Below are 18,178 nucleotides of genomic sequence, written 5' to 3'. Positions count from 1 at the left end.
GGTCAGTGGTCTTCTTTTTGGGGCTTGAAGTGTGAGGCGAAGTTGCACGGGCGGTGCCTGCTGTCGAGCTGCTCGCGCAGGATCTGCGCCCACGCGGTTTCGCAAGCGTTGTTCGAGCCGGGCAGGCAGAAGATCAGCGTCTGGTTGGCCGAGCCCGCGAACGCGCGCGACTGGATCGTGGAGCTGCCGATCTCGGTGTAGGAAATCTGGCGGAACAGTTCGCCAAAGCCGGGGATCTCGCGGTCGAGCAGGGGCAGGATCGCCTCGGGCGTGTGGTCGCGATGCGAAAAGCCCGTGCCGCCGGTGGTCAGGATGATCTGCACCTCGGGGTCGGCGATCCAGTCGCTGATGATGCGGCGGATTTGGTAGATGTCGTCGCGGACGATGTCGCGGCGTACGCACTCATGACCCGCATGCGCCAGGCTGTGGGCCAGCAGGTTGCCGGAGGTGTCGTCGCCCGCGCTGCGGGTGTCGCTGACCGTCAGCACGGCGCAGGCCAGCGAGACGGGAATTTCTTCGCTCATGGGCGTTCCTTGGTAGGGGCGGTGTCTTCATCCCAGGCGTCGGTGCGGTCCTGGTCGGCCTGGCGTTGTTCTACCCAGAAGCTGCGGCCGCCTGCCAGCGTTTCGCGCTTCCAGAAGGGGGCGCGGGTTTTCAGCGCGTCGATGATGTATTCGCAGCCGCGGAAGGCGTCGCCCCGGTGGGCGCTGGCGGCCGCCACGAACACGATCTGCGCGTTGCGAGAAAGCGCGCCTACGCGGTGCACGATGACCGTGCCGTCCAGCTTCCAGCGCTGGCGGGCGGTGTCGGCAATGGCTTCAAGCTCGCGCTCGCACATGCCGGGATAGTGTTCAAGATAGAGCGTGTCGGTGGGTGCATCGGGCGCGTAGTCGCGCACATAGCCCACGAAGGTGACGATGCCACCCACGCCGGACCCGGCGCTTTCACGCAGCGCGGCCGTCAGGGCGGCGGCGTCGAAATCGGCTTCCTGGACGCTGATCATGGCGTTCAACCTCCGGTGACGGGTTCGAACACGGCGACTTCGTCGCCCGGGCGGATCGGCGCAGTCGGTTTGGAGTGGGTTTGGTTGATGGCCAGCTTCAAGCGCGCCGCGGGAGCCAGTTGGGGATACCGTTCGCCCAGCGCGGCCAGCAGTTCGGCGCCGGTGGATTCGCCATCCAGCGGCCAGTCTTCGCCGCGCTTGCCGACCAGTTCGGCCACGCGGGCGAAGTACAGCAGATTAATCGTTGCGCCATTCACCGCTTTTTCCTCCGGCCTTGTACTTAAGGCGTACTTGTTCGACCACGATGCCTTTGTCGGCGGCCTTGCACATGTCGTAGATGGTCAGCGCGGCCACGCTGCACGCCATCATGGCTTCCATTTCCACGCCCGTCTTGTAGCTGGTGCGGCAGGTGGCCTGGATGTCGATGCGATGCGCGGCGTCGTCCAGCGCGAAGTCCACGCCCACGAACGCCAGCGGCAGGCTGTGGCAAAGCGGGATCAGTTCCGCGCAGCGCTTGGCGGCCAGCACGGCGGCCACGCGCGCGGTGTTGAGCACTTCACCCTTGCCCTGGCCCGGCTGCGTCAGCAGGCCGTAGGCCACGGCGTTCATGCGCACGCTGGCCACGGCGATCGCCACGCGCTCGGTGTCCGACTTGGCGATGACGTCAACCATGCGCACCTGGCCGGCTTCGTCCAGGTGGCTCAGGGAAGGGGGGGAAGATGACATTGGGAATCGGGATCGAGAATTGTTAATGTTTGAAAACTGCCGCGCCAGCGAGCCGGGCGGGGACGTGGTTCCGCCTATGATAGACGAGCCCTAATCAGGGCGCGATAATCGCCATCAACTCGTATCAGGAGAACTCGCGATGCCCTTGCGGCGCCCCAAGTTTCGGTTCACCCGGCGCGCCGGCAAAATCCTACTGGGCATTGTGGCGGTCGCGCTGATCCTCTGCGGCATTGCCGCCTGGCAAGTGCCGAAGGTCTTGCACAACGTGCTGACCACCGACGTCGCCAAGATGATCGGCCGCGATGTTTCCGTGGGCAAGATCAGCTTCAACCCCTTCACTCTGACGGTGCGCGCCCGCGACCTTGCCGTGGCGCAACCCGGGTCGCAGACCCCGCTGCTGACCTTGGCCGAACTGGATGCCAGCGCCGCCTGGAGCTCGCTGTTCTGGTTCGCGCCCGTCGTCGACCGCTTGACGCTGCGCGAGCCCAGCATTGCCATCGTGCGTGAAGACGTCACGCGCTTCAATTTTTCTGACATCCAGCAACGCGTCGCGGACATGGCGGCGGCCAAGCCTGAAGAACCGCCCGAACCCGACGCCGGCCTGCCGCGTTTTTCGCTGAACAACATGGTCATCGAAGGCGGGTCCATCACGCTGGATGACAAGGTCACCGGACGCAAGCAGGTAGTGTATGAACTGGGCCTGGGCGTGCCGTTCATTTCCAACTTTGGCTACGCCACCGACATCGACGTGCAGCCTCGGCTGCACCTGCGCATCAACGGCAGCCCATTCGACCTGACCGGCGTGGCGCGCCCGTTCGACAAGGTGCCTTCGTCAACCTTGCGCGTGGCCTTCAATGGCTTGCAACTTGAAAAGTGGGCGGACGTCTGGCCGATGCCGCTGCCCTTCAAGCTGGAAAGCGCGCTGCTGGATTCCAACCTGCAAGTGGTGTTTGAGCAGCCCAAGGACGCCGCGCCCAAGATTCGCGTGGTGGGCGATCTGGGGCTGCGCCGGTTTGACCTGCGCGACACCAACGGCGACCCCCTGGCCGCCTGGAGCGCGCTGACCGTCACCCGGCTGGAACTGGAACCGATTGCGCGCCAGGCCTATGTGGGCGAGATCGGCCTGTGGGCGCCGCAGGTCCATGTGCGGCGCTACGCCAATGAACATCTGAACTGGCAGGACGTCGTCGTCAAGCTGAAGGCGCTGGCGGGCGTGGCGCCCACCGAGACACCCGTGGCCGACAAGCTGCGGCGTGACATGGGGCTGAAGGACAAGCCCAAACCCGACGCCGCCGTGGAACCTCTTCCTGATGCCGCCGGGGCACCCGTTCCTGATGCTGCGCCAAGCACGCCGCCGTCCGCCCCGGGTGTTGCCCCCGGTGCTGCCCCAGGTGGTACCCCGGCTGATGCTTCGGTAACCGCCGCCCCGACGCCTGCCCCCACCCCCGCCTCGTCGGACTGGAAAGTCACGCTGGACGCCTTCAATCTGCACGAAGGCGAACTCACCCTGACCGACGCGATCAGCAAGCTGGACTACGTGGTGACCGGCGTGGGCGCCACCGTTGAAGGCGTGACCATCCCCGAGGTCAAGGACCAGCCGGTCAACTTGTGGCTGAACGTGGATAACAGCACCGACGGCGGCTGGATCCGCGCCAAGGGGCCGCTGGAGCTGAAACCGCTGTCGCTGGAACTGGCCGTGCGGATGGGCAACGTTGCCCTGGCGCCCTTGGCCCCGGCTGTGCGCAACGCGGCGCCGATCTTGCTGCTGGATGGCCGTCTAGGTGCATCCGCCCAGATCCATGTCAGCGAAAAGGCCGGCGCCATCGACGCCTACGCCACGGGAGTCCAGGCCGACCTGACCCAGTTCAAGGCGCGCGACGAGGCACAGAAGCCCGCGCTGGACATCGCCCTGCAATCGTTGCGCCTGACGGCGGACCGACTGGCCATGGGCCCCGGGAAAAGCAATTTCACCTTGGCGGCCGCGGGCATCCAGGGCGACGGCGCGCTGAACCTGAAGGGCTCGTTCACGCCGCAGCCGCTGACGCTGTCGTCCTCCGTGGACCTCTCTGACCTGAACGTGGCGCCGTTCGCGCCCTATGCGGCCGGCAGCCTGAACGCCACCGTGCGCGCCATCACGCTGGCGGCCAAGGGCGACGTGGCCTTTGCCGCCGCCACCGGCAACGCGCCCATGCGCGTCAACTGGAAGGGCGGCGTCGACATAACTGGCGTCGACCTGCAAGACCGCGTCAACAAGGACGACTTCCTGAACTGGAAGCGCCTGGCGTTTGCCAGCATGGATGTGTCCGTGGCGGGCGACAAAGTGGCCGCCAAGCTCGGTGACATCGCGCTGGAAGACTTCTATGGCCGCATCCTGCTGAACGCGCAGGGCCGCTTGAACGTGATGGACCTGGTGGCCGCGCCCGGCCAGGCCGGCGGTTCCATCACGCAAGATACGCAAACGCCGGGCCGGCAAGCGCCCGCGGCGCCGGTTTCCTCGAATAAAGACGCCAAGAGCGATGCCGGCGCCGCCATGCCGGACATCTCTGTCAACAGCGTCACGCTGTCGCGCGGCCGCATGACGTTCACCGACCGCTTCGTCAAGCCGAACTATGTGGCGGAACTGTCGGCCATCGAAGGCGCGATCTCGGCGGTGTCGTCCACCAACCCGCAGCCCGCCAACGTGAAGGTGACGGGGCGGGTGTACACCACGGCGCCGCTGTCCATCAGCGGCATCGTGCAGCCATTCGCCAAGTATTTGACGCTGGACCTGAAGGCGTCGGCCAAGGGCGTGGACCTGCCGCGCTTCAACACCTATTCGGCCAAGTACGTGGGCTACCCGATCAAGCGCGGCAAGCTGTCGGTGGACCTGGAATACAAGATCAAGAACCGCGCCTTGCAGGCGTCCAACCACGTGGTGCTGAACCAACTGACCTTCGGCGACAAAACCAACAGCCCCGACGCGACCAAGCTGCCGGTGCTGTTGGCGGTGGCGCTGCTGAAGGACTCGCGCGGCAATATCGACATCAACCTGCCCGTGTCCGGCTCGCTGGACGATCCGGAATTCTCGGTGGGCGGCATCGTGGTGCGCGTGTTGCTGAACCTGGTGGTCAAGGCGGTGACCTCGCCGTTCAGCCTGTTGGCCTCGGCCTTCGGGGGCGGTGAAGAACTGTCGTATGTGGAATTCGCGCCGGGCAGCGCGGTGCTGACGGAAGATTCCATCCAGCGCATCGACACGCTGACCAAGGCCCTGACCGAGCGTCCGGCGCTGAAGATGGACATCAGCGGCCGCGCCGATCCCAAGACCGACATGGAAGGCCTGCGCCAAGCGTGGGTGGATGCGCAGATCCGCGCCGCCAAGGCCGCGGACACGGCCCCGCGTGGCAAAAAGCCGAACCCGGCCGGGGTGCAGGTGTCGGCCGCCGAGCGCGCCAAATACCTGGAAGACGTCTACGACGACACGGACATCAAGGACAAGCCGCGCAATTTCGTCGGCATGGCCAAGTCCGTGCCGGCCGAGCAGATGGAATCCATGCTGCGCGGCGTGGCGCCGGTGGGCGACGAGCAATTGCGCCAATTGGCCGATGCCCGCGCACAGGCGGTTTATGAGAAGTTGCAAGCCCAGGAAGGACTCGCGGATCGTGTCTTCATCGTTGCGCCGCAGTTGGACGCGGACGTCATCAAGGACGAGGGGCAACCCTCGCGCGTGGACTTCTCCCTGAAGTGAACCCGCTTGGCCGACGACGCGCGCCGCGTGCCGCGTCTTGGACCAGCTTTTTTGCCAGGAGATTTTCGATGAAAGATCAGGACGCGCACTTCGACAGCCTGTTGCCGCCCTTGCGGCTGGACCGCCGGGGCTTCATCGCCACGACGGTCGCGGCGGGCTTTTCGCTGGCCGCGGGGCCGGCCGTGGCACAGACCGCCATCGCCACCGACACGAAGGGGCTGACGGCCGGCAAGGTCGACATCCCCACCAAAGACGGCAAGATGCCGGCCTATCGCGCGGCGCCGGAAGGCAAGAAGAACCTGCCCACCGTGCTGGTCGTGTCCGAGATTTTCGGCGTGCATGAATACATCCAGGACGTGTGCCGCCGCCTGGCGCACCTGGGCTACCTGGCCATCGCGCCGGAACTCTACGCGCGCCAGGGCGACCCATCCAAATACACCGAAATCCCGAAGCTGCTGGCCGAGGTCGTGAGCAAAGTGCCCGACCTTCAGGTGCAGAACGACCTGGACGCCACCGCGACGTGGGCGGCGGCCAATGGCGGCAACCCCGACAAGCTGGGCATCGTGGGCTTTTGCTGGGGTGGCCGTCAGGTCTGGTTGTACGCCGCCCACAACCCCAAGCTGAAGGCAGGCGCGGCGTTCTACGGCCAACTGGCCGGCGAACCCACCGACCTGAAACCCAAGTCGGCCTTGAGCCTGGTGAACGACCTAAAGGCGCCGGTGCTAGGCGCGTATGGCGGCAAGGACGCGGGCATTCCGCTGACGGATGTTGACCGCATGCGGGTCGAACTCGCCAAAGGCTCGGCGGCGGCGAAGGCGTCACGGATCGATGTCTACCCCGAGGCCCCGCACGCGTTCCACGCGGATTACCGTCCGTCGTACCGCAAGCCCGAGGCCGAGCAGGCCTGGACCCGGATGCTGGATTGGTTCAAGCAGAACGGGTTGACGGCGTAGACCGAGACTTGAGCGGACATTAGGCGGCCAGGTCGGGCGGCGGCCCCGCAGGCCTGTTGGGAAATCGCGGAGAAACTCCGGAAACACCGCGGGGAAACTGCCGGGCACCTACTTGGCTTTTTCCCCCGGCAGGCCGTCGCTGACTTCCGCCAAGGCCTTTTTCATGCGCTCATAGCTGATGGCGCGCTCGTGCTGGAAGCTGCCCAGCACGCCCTGGCACCCGTCCACGCCCGAGCGCTTCATGTCGTCCATCATCGTCTTGCCCTCGGCCAGGCCTTTCTGAAACGAGGCCTCGTAGGACGCCATCGAGAAGCCATATTCCTTGGCGAATTGCGTCAGGTTTTTCTGCGCCGTCGCCCGGTGTTGGGCCAGGTCGGGTTCTGACGCACCGCAGGCGCGCGCGGCGCCGTTGGAGGCCCCGGCGGCAATGACGAAGGAATCGTATTGGGTCTGTTCGCTTGCATCGGGCGCGGCCCAGGCCGGCGCGGCGGCGGTGGCCAGGACCCAAGCCAGGCCAGTCAAGATCTTGTGCATCGGTGAGTCTCCGATAGATGCCCGCGGGCGGCGTTCAGCCCGGGCGGGCGTGGGTCACGCCTGCATTATGGCAAGCAGCCGTTTCCAGGCGATGTAGCCGGGGTATGGAGTCGTTTCAGACTGTGCGTGATTTTTTCCCGCCGGTCTGGCGCAGCGGGCAGGGCGCGCACGCACTATGATGTCGGGTGTGAGGCGATCCCGCCTCAATGCATTACCCCACTTTTCCCTGGAGATTCCCCATGACGATCAACGTCGGCGACCGCGTGCCTGAAGGCACCTTGACCGAATTCATCGAAACCGAAACCGCCGGCTGCTCGCTGGGCCCCAACGCGTTCCAGGTTTCCGACCTGACCCGCGGCAAGACCATCGCGCTGTTCGCCTTGCCGGGCGCCTTCACCCCCACCTGCTCGGCCAAGCATCTGCCGGGCTATGTGGAACAAGCCGCCGCCTTGAAGGCCAAGGGCGTGGATGAAATCTGGTGCGTGGCCGTCAACGACGCTTTCGTCATGGGCGCCTGGGGCCGCGAGCAAAAGACCGAAGGCAAGGTTCGCATGCTGGCCGACGGCTCGGCGCTGTGGACCAAGGAACTGGGTCTGGAACTGGACCTGATCGCGCGCGGCATGGGCGTGCGTTCGCAACGCTATTCGGCCCTGATCGTCGACGGCGTGGTCAAGCAACTGAACGTGGAAGGCCCTGGCAAGTTCGAAGTCAGCGATGCCGCCACGCTGCTGTCGCAAATCTGACCTAACGTAGTTCCTGTTTTACCGCTCAACCCGGCAGGCTGCCTTTGCAGCCTGCCGCGCTAATGCCAGCAGCGGTTGCCAACGCCATGCTCGCCACTCTCTCCTCATTCTCGTCCCTGTATTTCGCGACCTTGCTGATGCTGATCGGCACAGGTCTGTTCAACACCTACATGGGCCTGCGCCTGACCGCGCAGTCCGTCAGCGAAGTGTGGATCGGCGCCTTGATCGCCGGCTACTACCTTGGCCTGGTGTGCGGCGCCCGACTGGGGCACAAGCTGATCATCCGCGTGGGCCACATCCGCGCGTTCGTCGCGTGCGCGGCCATTGCCACCAGCATGATCCTGGCCCAGACGCTGGTCGATTCCATGCCGCTGTGGCTGGTGTTCCGGCTGATTTCCGGCGTGGTGATGGTGACCGAATTCATGGTCATCGAAAGCTGGCTCAACGAACAAACTGAAAACCATCAGCGCGGCCGGGTGTTCTCGGTCTACATGGTGGTGTCCGGCCTGGGCACGGTGCTGGGGCAATTGGCGCTGACCGCCTATGCCACGCTGGACCTGCGGCCGTTGACGCTGGTGGCCATGTGCCTGGTGCTGTGTCTGGTGCCCATTGCCGTTACCGCGCGTTCGCACCCGCCCACGCCACTGCCCGCGCCGTTGGACATCCGCTTTTTCATGCGCCGCGTGCCGCTGTCGATGACGGTGCTGTTCGTGGCGGGCAACCTGTCCGGCGCCTTTTATGGCCTGGCCGCCGTCTATGGCGCCAAGTACGGCCTGACGACCTCGCAAGCCGCCATCTTCGTGGCTGCCGCCGTCACGGCCGGCCTGCTGTCGCAATGGCCGATGGGCTGGCTGTCCGACCGCATCAACCGCGCGGGCCTGATCCGTTTCAACGCCTTGCTGCTGGTGCTGCTGCCCACGGTGATGTGGGGCTGGCTGACCTTGCCGTATTGGGCGTTGGTGGCCTTGTCCTGCGTCTTCGGCATCCTGCAATTCACGCTGTATCCGCTGGGCGCGGCATTCGCCAACGATCACGTGGAGTCCGAGCGCCGCGTCAGTCTGTCGGCCGTGCTGCTGATGACCTACGGCGTGGGCGCCTGTATTGGCCCCATGGTCGCGGGCCTGCTGATGTCGCTTGCCGGCCCCAGCATGTATTACGTGTTCATCTCGGCTTGCGCGCTGATCCTGGTGTGGCAGGTGCGCCCAACGCGCGTTACCGGCGCGCATCAGGTCGACGAGGCGCCGACGCATTTCGTGCCCATGCCCGACACCTTGCAAAGCTCGCCCGCCGCGGCGGTGCTGGACCCGCGCGTGGATCCGGAAATCGATATCGCGATGGAAATGGTGCAGCCTGATCCGGCGGCGGCAACGGTCTCGGTTGCGTCGGAGCCAACGGAACCGGCGGAGCCATCGGAATCATCGGGACCATCGGGACCATCGGAGCAGGCCGAGCAGTCGCAGCCTTCGGAGCCGGCACCCGTCGCTGCGCCGCTCACTCAAGAATGGCCGGCCGATGCAGCAGCAGCGCCGGCAGCCGACGCTGCGGCAGCCGATGGCACCGCGACCGACGCAGCCGCCTCTTCAACCAGCTCAACCAGCGACGCGGACGATGCTGCCGAGCGCGAGCGCCGTACCGGCACCTGAGACCGGCCCGGCGCGGGTTACCAAGGCGCCATCAGCACGATGGCGGCCAGCGCCAGGGCGATGCCCAAGCCGTTGACCCGTGTCAGCGGCTCGCGGAACACCAAGGCCCCGACCAGCGTGCCCAGGGTGATGACGCCCATGTTCATCGACGCGAATACCAGTGCCGGGTGCTCGGGCAGCGATTGGTGCGCGCGGATGTAGGTCAGGATATTGCCGAAGTTGAAAACACCCAGCGCCACGCCCGCCAGCAGGTGGCGGCGTTGCCAACGCACCCGGCGCGCCAGCAGATACACCAGCATCAGCCCTCCCGCCAGCACGAACGCCAGCAACAGCCCGGCGGCAAACGCGGTGCCGGCCCGCGCCACCTGCTTGAACAGGATATCGATCACCCCATAGCCCGCCCAGACCACCAGCGGCCATAGCCAGATGCCTCGGCCCGGCGCTGTGTCGGTACCGGTGCCTGTGCCTGTGCCGGTGCCTGTGCCGGTGTCGGTCGACGGACGGCGCAGCAGGCAGGCCAATGCGCCGAACGCCAGCAGGATGGCCGCCAGCTTGCGGCCGCTGACCGGCTCGCCAAACAGCAGGAAGGCCGCCAGCAAGGGAATGAAGAGCGACAGGCGCTGCGCCGCGTCGCTGCGCACGATGCCGGCGTGGCGCACCGCCGCCGCCATCGTCAGGAAGACGCTGGGCAGCAGCACGCCCAGCGCCGCCAGCACGGCCCACGGCGTGTGCGGCACCAGCAGCGCAGCGGGGTCGGGCTTCAAGACGGCCCAGCAGAGCAGGGCGGCCACCGCGTAGTTCATGACGATGGCCTGGCGCACGTCCACGTCATAGCGGCGCGCCAGCTTGAGCAGCACGGCCACGGTGACGCTGCACGTCACGCTGGCCAGCAGGTACAGGATGCCCGGCGTCAACGGCATGTCGGGGTCTGCTGCTGCTGCTGCTGCTGCGCCCCGGCGGGCGCGGGTTGATCGCCTGCTTCCACATGCATGCCCAGACGTTGCAGCAGGCGCTGGTCGGCCTGCATTTGCGGATTGGCGGTGGTCAGCAGCGCGTCGCCGTAGAACATCGAGTTGGCACCGGCCATGAAGCACAGGGCCTGCAACGCGTCGTCCATGGCTTCGCGGCCCGCGGACAGGCGCACCGCCGCGCGCGGCATGGTGATGCGCGCCACGGCAATGGTGCGTACGAATTCAAAGGGGTCCAGCGCCTCGACGTCGGCCAACGGCGTGCCTTCGACGTGCACCAGGTTGTTGATCGGCACCGACTCGGGGGAGGGATCCATGTTGGCCAGTTGGGCGATCAGCCCTGCGCGCTCTTGCCGCGATTCGCCCATGCCGACAATGCCGCCACAGCACACGTTGATGCCGGCGTCGCGCACGCGGTCCAGCGTATCCAGCCGGTCTTGATACGTGCGGGTGGAAATGATCTTGCCGTAGAACTCCGGCGATGTGTCCAGGTTGTGGTTGTAGTAGTCCAGCCCGGCGTCCTTCAGTTGCTCGGCCTGGCCGTCTTTCAACATGCCCAGCGTGACGCAGGTCTCCAGGCCCAGCGCCTTGACCGCGCTGACCATCTGCGCCACGGCTTCCAGGTGATGCGGCTTGGGGCTGCGCCAGGCCGCGCCCATGCAGAAGCGCTGCGCTCCGCCCGCCTGGGCTGCCCGGGCGGCGGCGACCACCTCGTCCAGCGGCATCAGCTTGTCCGCATCCAGGCCGGTGTCGTAATGCGAGGACTGCGGGCAGTAGGCGCAGTCTTCGGGACAACCGCCCGTCTTGATCGACAAGAGGCTGGACAGCTGTACGGCGTTCGGGTCGAAGTGGGCGCGGTGCACCTGTTGCGCGCGGTGTACCAGGTCCATGAACGGCAGCGCGTAAAGCGCCAGGATGTCGGCGGTGCGCCAGGCCGGGGCGGGCAAGTGCTTGGACGTCGTCGGGACGGGAATGGTGGCGATATGCAAGGCGGGCTCCTGTCGGTCTTCCGGAAATCGCGCCGCATGCCACAGCAGGCAAGGGCGGGATCGGCGGATCGTAAGAACCTGCGCAGGGTTTACGCAACGTGTGCCCGCAACCCGAAAATGAAGGCGACTTGCAGGGGTAATTGCCGCGGATGCGGGATTTAAGCGCGTGGCCTGATCTAACTCGGCGGCATCTTCGGTGATGCCGGACCCCTGAATATTTTGATTCTAATTGTAAAAATCGAGGGGTCCAGCCATGTCCGAATCAGTCCTTTGCGGACTTGTCGCGTACCCGGGCAGACTCGTGTCCCGTAATACCACGATCACGCGCCCACACGATGGCCGCGCTGCGCCGATGCACGCCGATCTTGCTGTAGATCGTGGCCACATGGTTGCGCACGGTATTGCGCGACAGCTTCAGGGCCTTGGCGATGGCGTCGTCATCGTGGCCTTGGCAAAGCAGGCCCAGCACTTCGCGTTCACGAGTGGTGAGTTGCGCCAGTTCCGCAACGTCGCGGGAGGCGGGCGCGGGCTGGCGCAGTTGCGCGAGCTTTTCGATGATGCCGCGGCTGAACCAGGACGTGTCCTGCATCACGGCTTCAATCGCGGCCAGCAATTCAATTTCAGAGCGCTTGCGCTCGGTGATGTCCTGCATGACGATCAGCAACCGGCGCTGTCCGCCAATCATCACCGGCTCGGCCGACACCAGGCAGTCCAGCCTGCCACCGTCCGGGGTGGCCAGCGTGGCCTCGCGGTTGCGCGCGCTTTCGCCGCGCTTCAGGCTTGCGGCCATGCCTTCATAGGGTTGCAGGCCGATGTCGGTCAGGGCCTCGCCCGTGCTGGCTTCCAACGAGGCGCCCGTGACCGCCGCAAAGGCATCGTTGAAGTCCAGCACGCGCAGCGAATCGCCTTCGCAGACGGCCATGGGCACGGGGGCCAGCTTGAATGCCTTCGAGAAGCGCTCTTCGCTTTCGCGCAGCGCCGTCTCTGTTCGCTTGCGCGCTTCCAGGTCAATAAAGGTGAACAGCATGCAGGGCTCGTCGTGCATGTCGATGGGCTGGCCGGCGACCATCACGAACTTCGTCTCACCGTTCGCCAGCTTCACCACGCCTTCGCGCTGCGGAATGGTCTTGCCTTCGTTCAGATTGGCCACCGCTTCTTCTTTGTTTTCGCCGCCGTCCAGTACGTCGAGTTCGTAGGCCGACTTGCCCAGCACGGTCTCGCGCGTGTAGCCCGTCATTTCCAGGAAGCCCTGGTTCACTTTCACGTAGCGCAGGTCGGATAGCCGGCAGATCAAGGCGGGCGCGGGGTTTGCGCCAAACGCGCGTTCGAAGCGTTCTTCGGCGTTGATCTGATCGGTTTGGTCGTGCAGGATCAGCACGCGGTAGTCGGCGTCCTTGTCGCCTTCCAGCTTGAGCCCGCGCGCACGCAGGTTGCGCAGGAATTCGTCATCGTCCTTGCGCCCCAGGTCCAGCAGCAGGTCGTCAAACGTTTCGCCGGCCGCCAGCAGGTCCAGCGGGTACTGGCGCGCGGGCACGCGATGGTGGTTGCGGTAGGTCAGCGTATAGCGTTTGCGATAGCCGGCGGGGGTGCCGCCCAGCGCCTCAAGAGTGTCCACGCCGTGTAATTCAAGTGCGCTGGTATTGGCCCAGGCGATCGAGCCATCGGGTTCAAGCAGGATGATGCCTTCATTCAAACCCGCAATGATGGCTTGCAGGTGCTGGCGATGCGCGTGGGGCGCGGCGGCGTTTGCGGTCACGTAGGCCTCTTCGGTTCGCGTGGCGTTAGCCCACAGGATGCAGGCGCGCGGCGATGCTGTCCAGAGAGCAAAACGGACGAGTCTTAGCGGGGGGGTAAAGCCGGGGGGATAGCGCTGGGGGATGGGGTCTTGCTTGAGCGGCGAGATATGGCGCCGAAGAAGCGAAAGGCGATACGCAAGAAGCGCAAGGGTATACGCGCGCAGAAAAGCAAAAAGCTCCGGAATCCGGAGCTTCAATGGCGTACTGCTGTGGTGTGCTGCAATGCTGGCAAGCACAAAGTGCTTGGCGGAGCGGACGGGGCTCGAACCCGCGACCCCCGGCGTGACAGGCCGGTATTCTAACCAACTGAACTACCGCTCCGCAGCGGTTTACTGAACTTCATCACTACACTGCGGTGTCAAGGCAGCTTGGAACTACATGCCAGAAAAACTGGCGTCCCCTAGGGGATTCGAACCCCTGTACTCACCGTGAAAGGGTGATGTCCTAGGCCTCTAGACGAAGGGGACCTGAACTAACAGAACTGCAAACAACTTTACTACGGTACTGCATTGTGGTGGAGGTAAGCGGGATCGAACCGCTGACCTCTTGCATGCCATGCAAGCGCTCTCCCAGCTGAGCTATACCCCCACAGGGCGCCTTGATGTTCCGAACGGCAAACAACAAGGTCTCACACTCTATAAAAGCAAAAAGCCCCGAAGACGGAGCTCTTGAAAGACTCAGAGCGAGAGAGCTTTTGGCGGAGCGGACGGGGCTCGAACCCGCGACCCCCGGCGTGACAGGCCGGTATTCTAACCAACTGAACTACCGCTCCGCAGCGGCTTACTCAACTACTTTGTCACTTCAACTGCACTTATCTACTTCTGTACTGCTGCCAGTAAACTGGCGTCCCCTAGGGGATTCGAACCCCTGTACTCACCGTGAAAGGGTGATGTCCTAGGCCTCTAGACGAAGGGGACTTGGACTTGCTGTACTGCATTACTGGTACTGCATTCTTCGCTGTTGACTGGTGGAGGTAAGCGGGATCGAACCGCTGACCTCTTGCATGCCATGCAAGCGCTCTCCCAGCTGAGCTATACCCCCGTTTCTCTAAGCAATGCCAGCTACGTTTTACGAGATAAACACACGTTTTATGGTGCGTTTTTCGTCGTTCGTTGCCGGTTTTGTTTAGTGCCGTTGGCGAAGAAACGAGATTATGCACGAACAAAAACAGGTGTGCAAGTCGATCGGGGGCAAAAACCTTAAAACCACAAAAAAAATGAGGGTTGGATGGCATTTTTTGCTTATTTTGTGACCGATTCATCGCAAAACAAGGGGCATCGATTTGTGCAGAATCCAGGAAAATCAAGGGCTTGTGCAGATGCTATCGTGAGAGGCAAAAAATTTCTTCATCCTGTGGCTTTCGCGTAGAAAAACCGGCGCGACAACATCGAGAATTCACGCATGAGCACGAAGACTTCGTTTCCCACTCGGCCGCTTGGCCGCAGCGGCATGGCCATTACGCGGATAGGTCTGGGCGCGTGGGCAATCGGCGGCAACGGCTGGGCGGTGGGGTGGGGGCCGCAAGACGACGCCGACTCCATCGCGGCGATCCGGCTGGCGGTGGACCGGGGCATCAACTGGATCGACACCGCCGCGGTCTACGGGCTGGGCCATTCCGAAGAGATTGTGCGCCGCGCGCTGGCGCAGATGGCGCCGGGTGAAAGGCCCTACGTGTTCACCAAATGCGGGCTGACCTGGTCGGCCGACAATCCCCAGGCGATGCCCCGCCGCACCGGCGCGCCCGCCAGCATCCGGCGCGAGATCGAGGGCTCGCTGCGCCGCTTGGGCGTGGAACGTATCGACCTTTACCAAATGCACTGGCCGGCCGGCGACGGCACGCCGATCGAGACCTATTGGCAGGAACTGCTGGACCTGAAACAGGAAGGCAAGGTGGGCGCGATCGGCTTGTCGAACCACAACCTGGCGCAGGTGCAGGATGCCGAGTCGCTGGGCCACGTAGATTCGCTTCAGCCGCCGTTCTCGGCAATTCAGCGCGCTGCCGCCGCTGACCTGATCCCGTGGTGCGCCGAGCACGACATCGGCGTGATCGTCTACAGCCCCCTGCAATCCGGATTGTTGAGCGGTGCGTTTTCCGCCGAGCGCGCGCGTGCGTTGCCGCCGGACGACTGGCGCGTCCGCAATGCGGAGTTTTCGCCGCCCAACCTGGACCGGAACCTGGCGCTGGCCGATGCCTTGAAACCCATTGCCGAACGGCATGGCACCACCGTGGCCGCGGTTGCCGCCGCGTGGACGCTGGCTTGGCCCGGCGTCACCGGGGCGATCGTGGGCGCGCGCAGCGCCGCGCAGGTCAACGGTTTGCTGGGCGCGGCGGAACTGGAGTTGGATAGCGACGACATGGACGCCGTCGCTGAAGCGATTGAACTGACCGGCGCGGGCGCCGGACCTGTGCGCCCGCCCGATGACAGCGGCCGCTTGCCGGTCAACCTGTTCGCTTAGGTCTGGAGCCTGGATTTGGGTCTGGGACTGGACCTGGATCTGGACCTAAGCCCAGGTCTGGCCTCCGGGGCCGATCAGCCCCGGCGCGCCTTGCGGTGGCTGCCGATGGCGGCGATCAGCACCAGGCCCATCAGCGCCAACGCCAACTTGTCGCCGAAACGCGCGTAAGGGGTCAGCCCCGTCATGCCCTGGACCGACACCGGCAGCACGCCCGGCTGCAAGGGCGCGAGCTGGGCCGCCACATGGCCCTTGGCATCGATAGCGGCGGTGATGCCGGTATTGGTGGCCGTCAGCATGGGGCGCGCGGTTTCCATGGTGCGCAGGCGGCCGATCTGCAAATGCTGGCGCAAGGCCCACGAATTGCCGAACCAGCCCAGGTTGCTGACGTTGACCAGGATGGTCGCACCCGGTTCGCCGTTGGCGCCGGTCTGCAACGCGGGCAGCAGATCGGGGCCGAACAGATCTTCGTAGCAGATGTTGAAGGCGATGTGCTGGCCGCCCACTGCAAACGGCGTCTGGCGCGCCGCGCCGCGATCGAAATCGCCCAGCGGCATGTTCAACAGGTCGACGAACCAGTGGAATCCCGGCGGCACGTATTCGCCCCAAGGCACCAGATGGCGCTTGTCGTAGCGCATGGCGGTGTTGCCACGCACCAGTTGTTCGACCGGCGTGTTGCCGTCAAAGCCCATCACACTGTTGGTGTAGCGGTCGCGGCCATCTACCTGGTCGTGCAAGGGCACGCCCATGGCGATCGTCATGTTGCCGCGCGCGGCCACGCCGCGCCAGGCGTCCCACGCGCGCGGATCCAGTTGGTCCTGGAAAATGGGCAGCACCGTTTCGGGCAGGATCACCAGTTGCGGCGCGGGCACGCCCTGGGCGGGGGGCAATGCCGTCATTTCCAGATGGCGCACCAGGCTTTGCTCCAGCAAGGCCGGATCAAATTTCTGCGACTGCTCGATGTTGCCCTGGATCAGCCGCACGTTGAGCGGGTCGCCCGTGGGGGCGGACCAATCCATGCGAGACAGCGGCCAGCCGACGGCGGCCAGCGCCACCGCGATGCCGGCCGCCATGGCCTGGCGCGAATCCATGGCCTTCTTGCGCGATGGCTGCCACAGGGTGGCGAGCGCGGCCGCGACGAAGGCCGCGATGAACGCCATGCCATGCACGCCCAGAATCGGCGCCCAGCCGGCGATGGGGCTGTCCACCTGCGCGTAGCCGATGTTCAGCCACGGGAAACCCGTCAGCAATACGGCGCGCAACCATTCGAAGCCGCCCCACATCGCGGCCCAGGTCAGGGTGGACGCAAGGATTCCCAGGGGCGTGGCGTCGGCGGTCAGGGGGGCATAGCGGCGCGTCAGCGCGCTGGCCGTGGCGGGAAACAAGGCCAGGAAGGCGGACAAGGCCAGCACGCCGGCCACGGCCAGCGGCGCGGCCAGATCGCCGTAGCGATGCATGCTGATGAACAGCCAGTACAGGCCCACCGCATAGGTGGCGAAGCCGAACAGCCAGCCACGCATCCAGGCCTGCCTGGCCGACGGCGCGGTCAGCGTGACGCGCGCCGCGATGGCCAGCATCAGAATCTGCGTGATCGCCAATGCCCAGCCGGGCAAGGGGCCGGGCGCGAAGGTCAGGGCGTGCACGGCGCCGGCCAGCGTCAAGCCGGCGGCGCCACGCAGGAGGGTGCTGCGCGGGATACGGCTCATTCGTCGTCGGCGGGGCGGGCGGTTTGGGTGGGATCGTTGCGCTTGACGCGCAGCCAGATGGCGCGGCGGGCGTCGCCTCGGGCCACTTCCATGCGCAGGCCGTCGAATTCGGCGACGTCGCCCCGGCGCGGAATGCGGCCCAACTGGCCGCCCATCCAACCGCCGACGCTGTCGTATTCGTCATCGGGCAAGGCGCAGCCGAACACCTCGTTGAAGTGCGAGATGTCGGTGGCCGCCATGACGCGCCACTGGTTTTCGCCTTCGGGGAAGATCTCGTCTTCCTCGGTTTCGTCGAATTCGTCTTCGATTTCACCGACGATCTGTTCCAGCACGTCTTCCATCGTGACCAGGCCCGAAATACCGCCGTGCTCATCGATGACGATGGCCTGGTGGTTACGGCTGGCGCGGAATTCGTGCAGCAGCACGTTCAGGCGCTTGGATTCGGGAATGAACACGGCGGGGCGGACCAGCGTGCGCAGCTCGATGCCGGGTTCCAGCATGCAGCGCAAAAGGTCCTTGGCCAGCAGGATGCCGATGATGTTGTCGCGGTCGCCCTCATAGACCGGGAACCGCGAATGCGCGGTTTCGATCACCGAGGCCACCAGATAGGGGATGGGCTGCGTGACGTCCAGCAGATCCATGCGCGAGCGGGGAACCATGATGTCGCCAACGGTGCCTTCGGACACGGCCAGCGCACCCTTGATCATCTTGTAGGACTCGGCGTCCAGCAGGTGGCGATCGTGGGCGGCTTCCAGAATGGCCTTGATGCCTTCGCGGTCCTCGGGCTCTCGGCGCACAAGGGAAAGCAGGCGGTCTAGAAGGGATTTGGTGGCGGGTTTGGATGAGCGAGCAGTGGTCGCTTCAGGAGCAGGGTAAGGGTCAGACATCGTCCGGGAGGACAAGTTATGGAGGGGCCAGCATAACCGAAACTGAACCGCC

General features: G+C 65.1%; 15 protein-coding genes and 6 tRNA genes. 5 read left to right on the top strand and 16 right to left on the bottom strand.

Annotation, left to right across the window (positions count from 1 at the left end; all coding sequences use genetic code 11):
- Nucleotides 1-2: 2 nt before the first annotated feature.
- Genes moaB through moaC form a run of 4 tightly spaced genes read right to left on the bottom strand, consistent with a single transcriptional unit; the run spans nt 3 to nt 1,729 of the window.
- The gene (moaB, locus tag M2361_RS13225) at nt 3-524 is read right to left on the bottom strand and encodes a molybdenum cofactor biosynthesis protein B (RefSeq protein ID WP_100854793.1); all 522 of its coding nucleotides are present in this window, start codon (nt 522-524) and stop codon (nt 3-5) included.
- Nucleotides 521-1,003, bottom strand: a complete 483-nt coding sequence (locus M2361_RS13220) for a molybdenum cofactor biosynthesis protein MoaE (RefSeq protein ID WP_259249606.1) — start codon at nt 1,001-1,003, stop codon at nt 521-523. Before M2361_RS13220 ends, moaB begins: the two co-directional genes overlap by 4 nt.
- 5 nt (nt 1,004-1,008) lie before the next feature.
- On the bottom strand, nt 1,009-1,260 hold the full coding sequence (locus M2361_RS13215; protein ID WP_100854795.1) for a MoaD/ThiS family protein: 252 nt from the start codon (nt 1,258-1,260) through the stop codon (nt 1,009-1,011).
- Complete coding sequence (moaC, locus tag M2361_RS13210) at nt 1,241-1,729, bottom strand: cyclic pyranopterin monophosphate synthase MoaC (RefSeq protein WP_100854796.1); 489 nt, start codon at nt 1,727-1,729, stop codon at nt 1,241-1,243. The genes M2361_RS13215 and moaC overlap by 20 nt, the downstream gene beginning before the upstream one ends.
- 139 nt (nt 1,730-1,868) lie before the next feature.
- Here moaC and M2361_RS13205 point away from each other — a divergent pair, with 139 nt between their 5' ends.
- A complete protein-coding gene (locus M2361_RS13205) occupies nt 1,869-5,453 on the top strand; it encodes a DUF748 domain-containing protein (protein WP_259249602.1) in 3,585 nt (1,194 codons plus the stop codon).
- A 68-nt stretch (nt 5,454-5,521) separates the two neighbouring features.
- The gene (locus M2361_RS13200; protein WP_259249600.1) at nt 5,522-6,406 is read left to right on the top strand and encodes a dienelactone hydrolase family protein; all 885 of its coding nucleotides are present in this window, start codon (nt 5,522-5,524) and stop codon (nt 6,404-6,406) included.
- Nucleotides 6,407-6,514: 108 nt separating this feature from the next.
- Here the strand turns inward: M2361_RS13200 and M2361_RS13195 are convergent, their stop codons facing one another.
- Entirely contained in the window at nt 6,515-6,940 is a 426-nt protein-coding gene (locus M2361_RS13195) for a hypothetical protein (RefSeq protein ID WP_259249597.1), read from the bottom strand.
- Nucleotides 6,941-7,179: 239 nt separating this feature from the next.
- On the opposite strand from M2361_RS13195, the gene M2361_RS13190 reads away from it, so the two are divergent.
- Together M2361_RS13190 and M2361_RS13185 are read left to right on the top strand one after the other, a co-directional pair.
- Nucleotides 7,180-7,683: a peroxiredoxin gene (locus M2361_RS13190; RefSeq protein ID WP_100854800.1), complete on the top strand. Its 504-nt coding sequence runs from the start codon at nt 7,180-7,182 to the stop codon at nt 7,681-7,683.
- An 86-nt stretch (nt 7,684-7,769) separates the two neighbouring features.
- On the top strand, nt 7,770-9,326 hold the full coding sequence (locus M2361_RS13185) for an MFS transporter (RefSeq protein WP_259249594.1): 1,557 nt from the start codon (nt 7,770-7,772) through the stop codon (nt 9,324-9,326).
- Nucleotides 9,327-9,343: 17 nt separating this feature from the next.
- Here the strand turns inward: M2361_RS13185 and M2361_RS13180 are convergent, their stop codons facing one another.
- The 9 genes from M2361_RS13180 to M2361_RS13140 all read right to left on the bottom strand — a co-directional run bounded on the left by M2361_RS13180 (nt 9,344) and on the right by M2361_RS13140 (nt 14,120).
- Nucleotides 9,344-10,240, bottom strand: a complete 897-nt coding sequence (locus M2361_RS13180; protein ID WP_259251476.1) for a DMT family transporter — start codon at nt 10,238-10,240, stop codon at nt 9,344-9,346.
- Nucleotides 10,237-11,283, bottom strand: coding sequence for a biotin synthase BioB (gene bioB, locus M2361_RS13175; RefSeq protein WP_404976362.1), 1,047 nt, complete (start codon nt 11,281-11,283; stop codon nt 10,237-10,239). Before bioB ends, M2361_RS13180 begins: the two co-directional genes overlap by 4 nt.
- Before the next feature lie 262 nt (nt 11,284-11,545).
- Complete coding sequence (locus tag M2361_RS13170; protein ID WP_259249592.1) at nt 11,546-13,039, bottom strand: helix-turn-helix transcriptional regulator; 1,494 nt, start codon at nt 13,037-13,039, stop codon at nt 11,546-11,548.
- Nucleotides 13,040-13,323: 284 nt separating this feature from the next.
- Nucleotides 13,324-13,400: transfer RNA gene (locus tag M2361_RS13165), tRNA-Asp, on the bottom strand.
- Nucleotides 13,401-13,470: 70 nt separating this feature from the next.
- A tRNA-Glu gene (locus M2361_RS13160) sits at nt 13,471-13,546 on the bottom strand.
- 45 nt (nt 13,547-13,591) lie between these two features.
- Nucleotides 13,592-13,667 (bottom strand) — tRNA-Ala (locus tag M2361_RS13155).
- 107 nt (nt 13,668-13,774) lie between these two features.
- Nucleotides 13,775-13,851: transfer RNA gene (locus M2361_RS13150), tRNA-Asp, on the bottom strand.
- 69 nt (nt 13,852-13,920) lie between these two features.
- A tRNA-Glu gene (locus M2361_RS13145) sits at nt 13,921-13,996 on the bottom strand.
- Between the two features lie 48 nt (nt 13,997-14,044).
- Nucleotides 14,045-14,120: transfer RNA gene (locus M2361_RS13140), tRNA-Ala, on the bottom strand.
- Between the two features lie 360 nt (nt 14,121-14,480).
- On the opposite strand from M2361_RS13140, the gene M2361_RS13135 reads away from it, so the two are divergent.
- On the top strand, nt 14,481-15,536 hold the full coding sequence (locus tag M2361_RS13135) for an aldo/keto reductase (protein ID WP_259249590.1): 1,056 nt from the start codon (nt 14,481-14,483) through the stop codon (nt 15,534-15,536).
- Between the two features lie 74 nt (nt 15,537-15,610).
- Here M2361_RS13135 and lnt read toward each other — a convergent pair whose 3' ends face one another.
- Nucleotides 15,611-17,239, bottom strand: a complete 1,629-nt coding sequence (gene lnt, locus M2361_RS13130) for an apolipoprotein N-acyltransferase (RefSeq protein WP_259249588.1) — start codon at nt 17,237-17,239, stop codon at nt 15,611-15,613.
- Nucleotides 17,236-18,126, bottom strand: coding sequence for an HlyC/CorC family transporter (locus M2361_RS13125; RefSeq protein WP_259249587.1), 891 nt, complete (start codon nt 18,124-18,126; stop codon nt 17,236-17,238). The genes lnt and M2361_RS13125 overlap by 4 nt, the downstream gene beginning before the upstream one ends.
- Between the last annotated feature and the right edge of the window lie 52 nt (nt 18,127-18,178).

This window comes from Achromobacter sp. JUb104 (genome assembly GCF_024806975.1).
Taxonomy (GTDB): Bacteria; Pseudomonadota; Gammaproteobacteria; order Burkholderiales; family Burkholderiaceae_B; genus Achromobacter; species Achromobacter spanius.
The sequence above is the reverse complement of the archived record's forward strand: the minus strand, read 5'-3'. Positions and strand labels throughout refer to the sequence as shown.

Bases quoted from the DNA above. Each gene is read 5' to 3' on its own strand.
- moaB (WP_100854793.1), bottom strand. From the start codon at position 524: ATGAGCGAAGAAATTCCCGTCTCGCTGGCCTGCGCCGTGCTGACGGTC.
- M2361_RS13220 (WP_259249606.1), bottom strand. From the start codon at position 1,003: ATGATCAGCGTCCAGGAAGCCGATTTCGACGCCGCCGCCCTGACGGCC.
- moaC (WP_100854796.1), bottom strand. From the start codon at position 1,729: ATGTCATCTTCCCCCCCTTCCCTGAGCCACCTGGACGAAGCCGGCCAG.
- M2361_RS13205 (WP_259249602.1), top strand. From the start codon at position 1,869: ATGCCCTTGCGGCGCCCCAAGTTTCGGTTCACCCGGCGCGCCGGCAAA.
- M2361_RS13200 (WP_259249600.1), top strand. From the start codon at position 5,522: ATGAAAGATCAGGACGCGCACTTCGACAGCCTGTTGCCGCCCTTGCGG.
- M2361_RS13195 (WP_259249597.1), bottom strand. From the start codon at position 6,940: ATGCACAAGATCTTGACTGGCCTGGCTTGGGTCCTGGCCACCGCCGCC.
- M2361_RS13190 (WP_100854800.1), top strand. From the start codon at position 7,180: ATGACGATCAACGTCGGCGACCGCGTGCCTGAAGGCACCTTGACCGAA.
- M2361_RS13185 (WP_259249594.1), top strand. From the start codon at position 7,770: ATGCTCGCCACTCTCTCCTCATTCTCGTCCCTGTATTTCGCGACCTTG.
- M2361_RS13135 (WP_259249590.1), top strand. From the start codon at position 14,481: ATGAGCACGAAGACTTCGTTTCCCACTCGGCCGCTTGGCCGCAGCGGC.
- lnt (WP_259249588.1), bottom strand. From the start codon at position 17,239: ATGAGCCGTATCCCGCGCAGCACCCTCCTGCGTGGCGCCGCCGGCTTG.
- M2361_RS13125 (WP_259249587.1), bottom strand. From the start codon at position 18,126: ATGTCTGACCCTTACCCTGCTCCTGAAGCGACCACTGCTCGCTCATCC.